At 66.9% G+C, this 11370-nt stretch carries 12 protein-coding genes; 11 read left to right on the plus strand and 1 reads right to left on the minus strand.

The window, feature by feature from the left end; translation table 11 throughout:
* Positions 1-40: 40 nt before the first annotated feature.
* The gene (locus AB4Y43_RS02265) at positions 41-970 is read left to right on the plus strand and encodes a LysR family transcriptional regulator (protein WP_368726936.1); all 930 of its coding nucleotides are present in this window, start codon (positions 41-43) and stop codon (positions 968-970) included.
* Between the two features lie 20 nt (positions 971-990).
* Here AB4Y43_RS02265 and AB4Y43_RS02270 read toward each other — a convergent pair whose 3' ends face one another.
* Positions 991-1938 carry a LysR substrate-binding domain-containing protein gene (locus AB4Y43_RS02270; RefSeq protein ID WP_069263667.1) on the minus strand — a complete coding sequence of 316 codons (948 nt, stop codon included), beginning with the start codon at positions 1936-1938 and terminating at the stop codon, positions 991-993.
* 180 nt (positions 1939-2118) lie between these two features.
* Here AB4Y43_RS02270 and AB4Y43_RS02275 point away from each other — a divergent pair, with 180 nt between their 5' ends.
* The 10 genes from AB4Y43_RS02275 to AB4Y43_RS02320 all read left to right on the plus strand — a co-directional run bounded on the left by AB4Y43_RS02275 (position 2119) and on the right by AB4Y43_RS02320 (position 11325).
* Positions 2119-3186 carry an ABC transporter substrate-binding protein gene (locus AB4Y43_RS02275; RefSeq protein WP_342948887.1) on the plus strand — a complete coding sequence of 356 codons (1068 nt, stop codon included), beginning with the start codon at positions 2119-2121 and terminating at the stop codon, positions 3184-3186.
* Between the two features lie 49 nt (positions 3187-3235).
* The gene (locus tag AB4Y43_RS02280) at positions 3236-4306 is read left to right on the plus strand and encodes an ABC transporter ATP-binding protein (RefSeq protein WP_368602571.1); all 1071 of its coding nucleotides are present in this window, start codon (positions 3236-3238) and stop codon (positions 4304-4306) included.
* Entirely contained in the window at positions 4293-5165 is an 873-nt protein-coding gene (locus AB4Y43_RS02285; protein WP_368618659.1) for an ABC transporter permease, read from the plus strand. Before AB4Y43_RS02280 ends, AB4Y43_RS02285 begins: the two co-directional genes overlap by 14 nt.
* Positions 5166-5177: 12 nt before the next feature.
* Entirely contained in the window at positions 5178-5975 is a 798-nt protein-coding gene (locus AB4Y43_RS02290) for an ABC transporter permease (RefSeq protein ID WP_342948888.1), read from the plus strand.
* On the plus strand, positions 5972-7114 hold the full coding sequence (locus AB4Y43_RS02295) for an NAD(P)/FAD-dependent oxidoreductase (RefSeq protein WP_368726937.1): 1143 nt from the start codon (positions 5972-5974) through the stop codon (positions 7112-7114). Before AB4Y43_RS02290 ends, AB4Y43_RS02295 begins: the two co-directional genes overlap by 4 nt.
* 7 nt (positions 7115-7121) lie before the next feature.
* Positions 7122-7496: a (2Fe-2S)-binding protein gene (locus AB4Y43_RS02300; RefSeq protein WP_368726938.1), complete on the plus strand. Its 375-nt coding sequence runs from the start codon at positions 7122-7124 to the stop codon at positions 7494-7496.
* The gene (locus AB4Y43_RS02305; protein WP_368726939.1) at positions 7486-8916 is read left to right on the plus strand and encodes an FAD-dependent oxidoreductase; all 1431 of its coding nucleotides are present in this window, start codon (positions 7486-7488) and stop codon (positions 8914-8916) included. The genes AB4Y43_RS02300 and AB4Y43_RS02305 overlap by 11 nt, the downstream gene beginning before the upstream one ends.
* Positions 8909-10090, plus strand: a complete 1182-nt coding sequence (locus AB4Y43_RS02310) for an NAD(P)/FAD-dependent oxidoreductase (protein WP_368726940.1) — start codon at positions 8909-8911, stop codon at positions 10088-10090. The genes AB4Y43_RS02305 and AB4Y43_RS02310 overlap by 8 nt, the downstream gene beginning before the upstream one ends.
* A 55-nt stretch (positions 10091-10145) precedes the next feature.
* Positions 10146-10499 (plus strand): RidA family protein, encoded by a 354-nt coding sequence (locus tag AB4Y43_RS02315; protein WP_342948892.1) that lies wholly within the window; start codon positions 10146-10148, stop codon positions 10497-10499.
* A 160-nt stretch (positions 10500-10659) separates the two neighbouring features.
* The gene (locus tag AB4Y43_RS02320) at positions 10660-11325 is read left to right on the plus strand and encodes a DUF2278 family protein (protein WP_342948893.1); all 666 of its coding nucleotides are present in this window, start codon (positions 10660-10662) and stop codon (positions 11323-11325) included.
* Positions 11326-11370 lie beyond the last annotated feature (45 nt).

The raw sequence follows: 11370 nt of genomic DNA on the forward strand, positions 1-11370 counted from the left end.
TTCCAATTCGGAAACACAGAAAACGCGGCAAGGAGACACCGTGCACGACATCGACCTCAAGACCCTTCGCCTTCTCGTGAGCGTGTGCGAGTACGGCAACATGGGGCGCGCGGCGCGCGAGGAACACATCGAGCCCTCGGCCATCAGCAAGCGCATCGCCCAGCTCGAAACTGAATTCGGCGTGCCACTGCTCACGCGCTCGCGCCGCGGCGTGCAACCCACAGCGGCAGGCGTCGCTCTGCTCGAACACGCGCGCAGCGTGATCTTCACGCTCGAGCGCGCGGCCAGCGACGTCGCCGCGCTCGGCAGCGGCCTCTCGGGCAGCGTGAGCGTGTGCGCCTCGGCCTCCGCGATCGCCGAGGCCCTGCTCGACGATCTCGCGTCGTTCATGCGCTTGCCTGCCTACAAGAACATTCGCGTGAACGTGGAAGAGCGTACCTCGCACGAACTCGTGGAACGTGTGCGCGACGGCGCGGCCTCGCTAGGCGTGTGCTGGGACAACGTTGATCTCGGGGGGCTGCAATCGCGCCCCTGGCGCGAAGACCGGCTGGTGCTCGCCGTGCATCCCGAGCACCCGCTCGCGAAACGCCGTACGATTGCCTTCGAGGAAACGCTCGATTACGAGCACGTGGGCCTGCCGACCTCCACGGCCGTGCATACGATGCTGCGGCAGTCGGCGGCGCGCGGCGGGCGCACGGTCGCCTATCGCGCGGTGGTCTCGACGCTCGACGCTGCGTTTCGCGTGGTGGCCGCCAATCTCGGCATCAGCGTCGTGCCCCAGGAGGTGAGCAACACCTACCGGCGCATCATGGACGTGCACACCATTCCCCTCACCGACGCCTGGGCGCGGCGGCGTTTCATCGTCTGCTTTCGTGCGTTCGACACGCTTCAGCCCGCGGCGCAGCGCATGGTCGAACATCTCGTGGAGCGCGCGGCGCCGAAGAAGCGCGGCGCGAAGAGCAACGCCTGAGCGCGCGCCTCAAGCCACCGTCAAGCCGCCGCTTTCTTCGCGCGTTTGCGCGCGGGCTCGCGATCGGCGGTTTTCATCTGCGCAATCAAACCGTCGTGGTGCTCGCGAAGCACCTCGACGAATTCGGCCACGAGACGCTCGCGCGGCCGATTCGGCGGAAACAGCAGGTATGTGGGGAACAGCACCGCCGGCGAGAACGGCCGGATCGCGATGTCCGGCCCCGCGAAATCGCGCGCGACGATGGGATGCGCGAGCGTCACGCCCATGCCGCAGCGGACCATCTCGCAACAGATCGCCGTGTACTGGGCCTCGATGGCGAGCACGCGCTCTACACCCGCACGCTGGAACACTTCGTCCATTTGCGTACGCGTGCCGTCGCCGTGGCACAGCGAGATGAACGATTCACCTTCCAGGTCGGCAGGCCGGATCGTGGCCTTTTTCGCGAGCGCATGCGTGGCAGGCATCACGCAGACGGCCGCAACCTTCGAAAGCAGTTCGACCTCGCAGTTCGACGCTTCGCTGATGTACACCGCCACACCCAGATCGCAGAACTGCGAACCGGTCCAGTGGTTCACCGTGCCCGACGTATTCACGTGCAGCGAGACCGTCACGCCCGGAAAGAGGCGGCGAAACTTGTCGATGGCGTGTGGCACGAGCGTGAGCCCCGCGGATGGCATGGCGGCAATGCGCAAACGCCCGCTGCCGAGATTGCGGATTTGCGCGGCGGCGTTACTGAGTCCCTGCAGGCCCACGTACGCGCGCTCGACTTCGCGAAAAAACGCATTGCCCTCGCTCGTGGGAATCAGGCGGATGCCCACGCGCTGAAACAGCGTAAGCCCGGTCTCGCGCTCCAGTTGCCCGATCAGGCGGCTCACGTTGGGCTGGGAGGTGTAGAGCGCCTTCGCGGCGGCCGTCATCGAGCCTGACACCATCACTGCGCGAAACGCCTCGACGTGCTTCAGATTCAAGGTGATCTCCCCTGGGCTTAACCCTGATTCGTGCGCCAGGGCGTAACCCTGGTCCATATCATTCCCGTATAGGTTGGCATTTTATTCGTATTGGACGATATGGCCAGCCCGGCACAGACTGCGATGCATCGGCGCACTGTCCGGTTCGCCGCTCCCCACATTCGAATGGAGATCGTCGTCATGAGAGCCGCGATGCGCCGTCGTTCAACCTTCCCTCCCAAAGCCGCATTCGTCGCACTTGCCGTCGCCGGCACGCTCGCCGCGGCCTCGCTCGCCCAGGCCGAAACCACGCTGTATGTCGCCAACGTCGGCGGCTCCAACGAGCAGCTCTATCGTCAGAAGATCATCCCGGCGTTCGAAAAGGCGCATGACGTCAAGATCGTGTACGTAGCGGGCAATTCGAGCGACACGCTCGCCAAGCTCCAGGCCCAAAAGGGCCACGAGCAGATCAACGTCGCCGTGATGGACGACGGCCCGATGTATCAGGCGATGCAACTCGGCCTGTGCGGCAAGCTCGACGACGCCCCGGTCATGAAGGACCTCTATCCGCTCGCGCACATCGGCCCGACCGCCGTGGGCGTGGGCATGGTGGCGACCGGCATCGGCTATAACGAACGGGCGTTCAAAAAGCTCGGCCTGCCCGCGCCCGATTCGTGGAAGTCGCTCGAAGACGCGCGCGTGAAGGGCAAGCTCGGCGTGCCGCCCATCACCAACACTTACGGCCTGCATACGCTCGTGATGCTCGCGCGCCTGAACGGCGGCGGCGAGAAGGACATCGACCCCGGCTTCAAGGCCATGACGAAGCAGGTCGCGCCCAACGTGCTTTCGTGGGCACCCACGCCCGGCGAAATGGACGGCCTCATGCAGTCCGGCGACGTGATCATCGCGCCTTACGGCAGCGGCCGCGCGGTGGCGCTGCAAAACACCGGCTTCCCGCTCAAGTTCATCTACCCGAAGGAAGGCGGCGTGGCGCTGCAGGTGGCCGCGTGCTCCATTGCGCAGAACGCCCAGCCGCAGCTCTCGCAGCAGTTCATCCAGTTCCTGTTGAGCCCCGAGGTGCAGGCGCAGCAGGCGGCGGACATCGGCCTCGGCCCCGTCAACAAGAACGTCAAGCTCACGCCTGAAGTGGCCGCGCGCGTGCCTTACGGTCCTGACCAGATCGCGAAGCTCACGGCGATGGACTGGACCACCATCAACGAGCATCGCACCGAGTGGACCGAGCGCTGGAACCGTTCGGTCGAGCGCTGATGCGCGCGCTCTCCGCCCCGCACCCAACGCACAGCGAGGACCGACGCTCATGAGCTTCCTCACCCTGCAAGGCATCTCGAAGCGCTACGGCGACTTCACGGCGATCGAGCAGCTCGACCTCTCGGTCGAGCGCGGCGAGTTTCTCTCGCTGCTCGGTCCCTCGGGTTGCGGCAAGACGACCACGCTGCAGATGATCGCGGGCTTCGTCACGCCGAGCACGGGCCGCATCATGCTGGACGGCCGCGACATCACAAACGAACGGCCGGAGAAGCGCGGCATCGGCGTGGTGTTCCAAAGCTATGCGCTCTTTCCGCACATGACCGTGGCCGGCAACGTGGGCTTCGGTCTCGAGATGCAGAAAATGAAGCGTGCGCAACGCGCGGAGCGCATTGCCGAGGCGCTCGAACTCGTGCGTCTGCGCGGACTCGACGCGCGCTACCCGAAGGAGCTGTCGGGCGGCCAGCGCCAGCGCGTGGCGATCGCCCGCGCCCTTGCGATGCAGCCCGAACTCTTGCTGCTCGACGAGCCGATGTCGAACCTCGACGCCAAGCTGCGCGAAGAGATGCATATCGAACTGCGCGCGATCCAGAAACGCCTTGGCATCACGACCCTGCTCGTCACGCACGACCAGGTGGAAGCGATGACGATGAGCGACCGCATCGCCGTCATGCACCGCGGCACCATCGCGCAGCTGAGCACGCCGTTCGACGCTTACGAGCGCCCGGCCACACCCTTCGCTTCCACCTTCCTTGGCCGCACTAATACGCTCGCTGGCGAAGTGCTGCGCCGCAATCCGCGCTGCGCCGAGGTCGAGGTCGGCGGAACGATGCTGCACGTGCCCCATGAAGGCCGCGAGGTGGCGGGCGCCGTGAACGTGTACATCCGCCCCGAAAAAGTGCATCTGGCCAACGGCGACGCGCGCCTCAGAGGGCGTGTGACGACGCGCGTGTTCGTCGGCAATCAATGGCTGCTCGCGGTGGAAACCTCACTCGGCAAGCTCCACGTCGCACAGCCCAACCACGGCGCACCGCCGCCGGAGGAAGGCCACGAAGTGGGACTCGCCTGGACCGACGACGATCTGCGCGTGCTCACGCGGGAGGGCACCCATGGCAACGCTTGACGACTCGCGCGCGGGCGCCGCGCCGTGGCTGCTCTCCGCCCCTGCGCTGCTGCTTTTTCTCGCGCTGCTGCTGGTGCCGCTCCTGCTCACCTTCGTGCTCTCGTTTCATGTTTTCAGCGACATCGCGGGTGTGCAACGCGGCTGGACCGTCACCAATTACCTGGAGATCCTGAGCGATCCCTACTACGGCGAAATCTTCCTGCGCACTGCCGGACTCGCATTCGCCGTCACGCTGCTTTCCGTCGTGCTGGGCGTGCCCGAAACGCTGGTGCTCGCGCGCATGCGCAGACCCTGGCAGTCGGTTTGCCTGCTGATCGTGCTCGGGCCGCTGCTGATCTCGGTGGTGGTGCGAACGCTCGGCTGGCAAATCCTGCTGGGCAATAACGGCGTGCTCAACAACGCGCTGCAGGCACTCCACATCACTGACGAGCCCATTCGCCTCGTCTTTACCATGACGGGCACCATCATCGCGCTCACACACGTGCTCGTGCCGTTCATGGTGATGTCGGTCTGGGCGACGCTGCAAAAGCTCGATCCGCAGGTGGAATGGGCCGGGCGCTCGCTCGGCGCCTCGCCACTGCGCGTGTTCCGCCGCGTGATCCTGCCGCAGATCATGCCGGGCGTGCTCTCGGGTTCGATCATCGTGTTCGCGCTTTCGGCCTCCGCATTCGCCACGCCCGCGCTGATCGGCGGACGACGTCTGAAGGTCGTCGCCACGGCCGCCTACGACGAGTTCCTCGGCACCCTGAACTGGCCGTTGGGCGCGAGCATTGCCGTGCTGCTGCTGATCGCCAACGTGGCGATCGTGATGGGCTGCAGCCGTCTCGCCGAACGCCGTTTCAAGCACATCTTCGACTGAAGGGGCTCCGCAATGAAACGCAACGGATTCCTTGGGCTCGCATTCAACGCGCTCTTTCTCGCCTTCATGCTCGCGCCGATCGTCGTGGTGCTGCTCGTGGCCTTCACGGACAAGGGCTATATCTCCATGCCGTTCGACGGCGCCTCGCTGCGCTGGTTTCGCGCGATCTGGCTGAACGGCGACATCGTCTCCGCGTTCTGGCTCTCCGTGCGCCTCGCGTTCGCGGCGGCCACCATCGGCGTGGCGCTCGCGGTGCCTGCCGCACTCGCCATCGCGCGCTACCGTTTTCCGGGCCGCGGCGCGCTGGTGAGTTTTTTCCTCTCGCCGATGATGATTCCTGCCGTGGTGCTCGGCATCGCGTTTCTGCGCTTTCTCTCGCTGCTGAACCTGAACGGCTCGTTCTGGGCGCTCGTCGCCGCCCACGTGGTGATCGTGCTGCCGTATGCGCTGCGTCTCGCGCTTTCTTCGGCGGTCGGCCTCGATCGCGACGCCGAGCGCGCGGCGCTTTCCTGCGGTGCGAGCCGCTTCACGGCATTCCGCCGCGTAGTACTGCCGATGATCCGCACGGGCGTGGCGGGCGGCTGGGTGCTGTCGTTCATCCAGAGCTTCGACGAGCTCACCATGACCATTTTCGTCGCGACGCCAGGCACCACCACGCTGCCCGTCGCCATGTACAACCAGATCGCGCAGACGATCGATCCGCTCGTCACCTCGGTGTCGGCGGTGCTGATCGTCGGCACGATCCTGCTGATGCTGCTGCTCGATCGCATGGTCGGGCTGGACCGCATCCTGATCGGAGAAGCCCGATGACACAAAACTCCACCGCGAGCCCCGACGTGCTCGTGATCGGCGGCGGCCTCGTCGGCTCCGCCGTGGCCTACGGGCTCGCCCGCGAAGGCGCACGCGTGACCGTGCTCGACGAGGACGACGGCGGCTTTCGCGCCTCGCGCGGCAACTTCGGCCTCGTCTGGATTCAGGGCAAGGGTTACGGCCTTTCGCCCTACGCGCGCTGGTCGCGCAGCTCGGCGCAGCGCTGGCCGCTGCTCGCGCAAAGCCTCGCCGACGAGGCGCGCGTGGACGTCGCGCTACGCCAGCCTGGCGGCTTTCACATCTGCTTCTCGGACGAAGAACTCGCCGAGCGCCACAAACGGCTGTCCACCCTGCAGGCCGAGATCGGCGATTATCCGTTCGAACTGCTAAATCATTCCGAACTGCGCGAGCGGCTGCCTGGCATCGGGCCCGCGGTCGTTGGCGCGAGCTATACGCCGATGGACGGCCACGTCAACCCGCTCAAGCTGCTGCGCGCGCTGCACGTCGCCATGCAGCGGCGCGGCGTACGGCTAGTCTCGGGCGAGCGCGCCGAGCGTATTGCCACCGGGCCGGGCGGGTTCAGCGTGCAAGGGCGGCGCGGCGTGTATCACGCTGCACGCGTCGTGCTCGCGGCCGGCCTCGGCAACCGTGCGCTCGCGCCGCACGTGGGCCTCAATGCCCCCGTTGCGCCCAATCGCGGCCAGGTACTCGTGAGCGAGCGCGTCGAGCCGTTTCTGCGCTTTCCGACCATCAATGTGCGGCAGACCGACGAAGGCACGGTGCAGTTCGGCGATTCGATGGAAGAAGCCGGCTTCAACGACTTCACCACCACGCCGATCCTGCGCCAGATCGCGGCGCGCGGCGTGCGCGCGTTTCCCATGCTCGCCCATGTGCGGCTCGTACGCATGTGGGCCGCGCTGCGCGTGTACAGCCCCGATGGCTTTCCGATCTACGACCAGTCCGAGGCGCATCCGGGTGCCTTCGTCGTCACCTGCCATAGCGGCGTGACGCTCGCCGCGGCCCACGCGCTGCGCATCGCGCCGTGGATCACGGGCGGCCCGATGCCCGCCGAACTGCCCGCTTTCTCCGCGCGCCGCTTCGCGACCGACGCGGCTGCCGAACCGATCCTCGCTCACTGATCCCGCCATGACAGCCCAATCTCCCCAGGCGCTCGCGCCGCTGTTCAAGACACTCTCCGACGCCGAAACGCGCGTCGATATCTGGTTCAACGGCCAGCCGCTGTCCGTGCCCGCCGACCGCTCCGTCGCCGCCGCGCTGCTTGCCGCGGGCGTATCGCGCTTTCGCGCGACGCCCGTTTCGGGTGCGCCGCGCGCGCCGTTCTGCATGATGGGCGCGTGTTTCGAATGCCTCGTGGAGATCGACGGCGTGCCGAGCCGCCAGAGCTGCATGGTGCCCGTGCGCGCGGGCATGCAGATCCGCTCGCAGGAAGGCGCGCGGGACTTGCCGCCCGAACCCGGCGCAAATGCCGACACGCTCGAGGAGAACGCTCATGCCCGGTGATTATCAAGGCGATGCCAGAGCCGATTTCAATGCGCAAGCCGTCGATGTCGTCGTGATCGGCGCCGGTCCCGCCGGGATGAGCGCGGCCACCCGTTCGGCGCACGCCGGACTCTCAGTGGTCCTGATCGATGAGCAGGACGCCGTGGGCGGCCAGATCTATCGCGCGATAGGCCGCGCCGACGCGCGCCGCAAGGAGATACTGGGCCCCGACTACGCGGCGGGCGACGCCATCGTCCAGGCGTTCGCGCGCTCCGGCGCGCAGCATGTCGCCCATGCCTCCGTCTGGCAGGTCACGCGCGAACATGCCGTTCACTACCTCAAGGACGGCAAAGTAGGCAGTTTCCAGGCCAAGCGCGTGATTCTCGCGAGCGGCGCGCTGGAGCGGCCGTTTCCCATTCCGGGCTGGACCCTGCCCGGCGTGCTCACGGCGGGCGCCGCGCAGATCCTGCTCAAGAGCGCGGGCGAAGTGCCCGCCTCGCCGCCCGTGCTCGCGGGCTGCGGGCCGCTGCTCTACCTGCTCGGCTGGCAATACGTCCGGGCAGGCGTGCCGATTCGCGCGCTCGTCGACACCACGCGCCACGAAGACCGCTGGCGCGCGAAACGCCACCTGCTTGCCGCGCTGCGCTCTTGGCCGTTCCTGAGCAAAGGCCTGCATCTGATCCGCACGCTGCGCGAGGCCAAGGTTCCCATTTTCGAAGCCGCCGACGACCTCGCCGTGGAAGGCCACCAGGGCAGCGACGGCGTGCAGCGCGCCGCTGCACTCACGTTCACGTCGCAAGGCCGCGCGCACCGCGTCGAGGCCGATGTGATCCTGCTGCATCAGGGCGTGGTACCCAACACGCAGTTCACGCAGGCGCTGCGCGCTACGCATCGCTGGGACAACGGGCAGCTTTGCTTCACACCGCAAACGGATGCATGGGGCGAACTCGACGTGCCCGGCATCTTCGTGGCCGGTGACGGCGCGGGCATCGGCGGGGCCCAGGCCGCGGCGCAGCAGGGCGTGCTCGCGGCGCTCGCCGCCGCCGCACAGCTAGGCTCGATCGATTCAGCCACGCGCGATCGCGAGGCGGCCTCCCATCGCGCGGAACTCGAACGCGTGATGCGCATCCGCCCGTTCCTCGACAGCCTCTACCGCCCGCGTGACGCAAACCGCATCCCCGCCGACAGCACCATCGTCTGCCGCTGCGAAGAAGTGACGGCGGGCGAGTTGCGCGGCTTCGTCGGCCTCGGCTGCCTCGGCCCGAACCAGGCGAAGTCGTTCGGCCGCTGCGGCATGGGCCCCTGCCAGGGCCGCATGTGCGGCCTTACCGTGACCGAAGTGATCGCCGAGGCGCGCAAGGTGCCGCCAGCCGAGGTGGGCTACTACCGCATCCGCCCGCCGATCAAGCCGCTCACGCTCGGAGAACTCGCCGGTGAATGACGCCCGTATTCCCCCTGCGAGCGCCGTGCAGGAAGCGGATGTGCTCGTGATCGGCGGCGGCCTGCACGGTTCGAGCAGCGCCTTTCACATGGCGCGGCGCGGCGCGAGCGTGATCGTTCTCGAAGCCGACTACGTGGGCCGACATTCGTCGGGCGTGAACGCGGGCGGCGTGCGCACGCTCGGCCGCCCGCTCGCCGAGATTCCGCTTGCGCTCATGTCGCGCGAAATCTGGCACGCGCTGCCCGACAGCGTCGGCGACGACGGCGGCTTCGTTCCTTCCGGACAACTGAAGATTGCCGAGACCGAGGCCGAACTGGAAGAGTGCCGCGAGCGCGTCGCGCTGCTCGAATCGCACGGCTTCACGCACGAAAAGCTGATCGACCGCGAAACGGTGCTCGAACTCGAACCGGCACTGGCGAAGCACGTGACGGGCGGCATCTGGGTCGAACGCGACGGCTATGCGCTGCCCTTTCGCACCACCACGGCGTTTCGCCTCGCCGCGCAAAAGCACGGCGCGCGCTTCTACGAAGGCACGGCGGTCACGCACATCGAGCCGCGCGGCGAGCGCTGGATCGCACGAACCTCGCGCGGCGCCTTTGCCGCGCGCAAGCTGCTCGTCACGGCGGGCGCGTGGTCGGGCGAACTGGCGCGCCAGGCCGGCGAGCCTGTGCCCGTTTATCCCGAGGGTCTGATGCTGATGGTTACGCACCGCGTGGCGCCCTTCTGCCGCGCGACGCTCGGCGCAACCGGACGGCCGCTTTCGTTCAAGCAGTTCGACAACGGCACCGTGGTGATCGGCGGCAAGCTGATCGGCATCGCAGATCTGCCGGGGCGGCACGGCGAAGTCGATTTCATGCGGCTCGTGAAAAGCGCACAGACCGTCGTCGATCTGTTTCCGCATCTGCGCCATCTGGGCGTGAACCGGGCATGGGCCGGTGTGGAAGCGTTCACGGCCGACTCGCTGCCGATCATTTCGGCGAGCCTGCGTGCCGCGAATCTGTACTACTCGTTCGGCTATTGCGGCAGCGGCTTTCAACTCGGGCCCGCGTGCGGGAAGCTCGTTTCCGAACTCGTGCTCGACGGCGCGCCTTCGCTCTCGCTCGATGCGTTCGCGATCGACCGCTTCGAGCGCCGCGCGGTGCAGGCGCCGCTAGCCGGCGTTGCCGCGCACTGACGCCTTCGATTCCCTCACCCTGTCTCGCCATTACGGCGAAGGAGCTTGCAGACACATGAACGATATTGTTCGTATCGAAACCAATCAGCGCATGAGCCGAGTCGTGAAAGCCGCCGGGCTCGTGTTCGTGGGCGGCCAGACGTCGGCCGATCCGTCGCCCGACGTGAAGGTCCAGACCGCCGCCGTGCTCGCGAAAGTCGATGGCTTTCTCGCCAAGGCGGGCATCGACAAGACGCGGCTCGTCTCGGCGCAGGTCTGGCTTGCGGATATCGCGCGCGACTTCGCCGGCATGAACGAAGTGTGGGACGCGTGGGTGCCCGAAGGTTGCGCGCCCACACGCGCGACAGTGCAGGCGCAGCTGGCGTCGCCGCAACTGCTCGTGGAAATCGCGGTCGTGGCGCTGGCCTAAGCGCCGTGTGAAGCTGCCGGCGCCGCCGTGAAAGCGCGTCGACAGCCGCAGTCGAGCAACCGTAAAGCGACGGGGGCACGGCATCGCGCGCACGCTGTAAGCGCAAGTTCACGTTCGCGCGGCACAATGGCGAACCCACCCGAACTTAGAGGAGCGCACGATGGCCCTTCCTTACGGCTACGTCAAGGCGAAAATTGTTTCCGCGCCGCAGTTGAAGGCCACGCGGCGGCCACACGAAGTCCAGTATCACCTGCACTTCGGTGTGACGGTCAACGGCGCGCGCTGGGACATCGCTGTGAACGTCGGCACCACGGACGCGGATGACCTGCTCAAGTACAAGCTCGTGTTCGACTTCAACCACAACGTGCTGACCACGCTCGAGGGCGCGGCCGAAGGCTCGACCGATCTCACGGGCACCGAAGCGCTGCCGGCCATCGACTTCGAGCGCAGCGACTTTCTCGCCAATACGGGCGCATGGCGCAACAGCGATGTCATGGACGGCTCCGACCAGGTGGAGCCCGTCGCCTCGCTGCAGCGCCTGCTGTTGCGCGCGCAACAATCGTCGCTCGACATCTACGTGTTTGGCCGCTTCTACAGCGAAGGCGACGGCATCCACGACGTCCACATGAACCAAGGCTCGAAGGGCGAGTTCATCCACAAGGCCGGCAACGACGCGAACGACCACAACGACATCTGGCAGGACGGCGCGCTGCTCGTGGACCTGGGCGACCCCGAATGGGCGTTGTATGTGGCGGCGTTCGATCAGCAATACGTGCCCACCGACAATCTCGGCAACCCCACGCCAGATTCGCAGCCGATTTCGTAAAACGGCAAGCGGGCGCATGCCGGAATCCCGCCATGCGCCCGCTCG

This window comes from Paraburkholderia sp. BR10872, from assembly GCF_040965835.1.
GTDB classification, from domain to species: domain Bacteria; phylum Pseudomonadota; class Gammaproteobacteria; order Burkholderiales; family Burkholderiaceae; genus Paraburkholderia; species Paraburkholderia nodosa_A.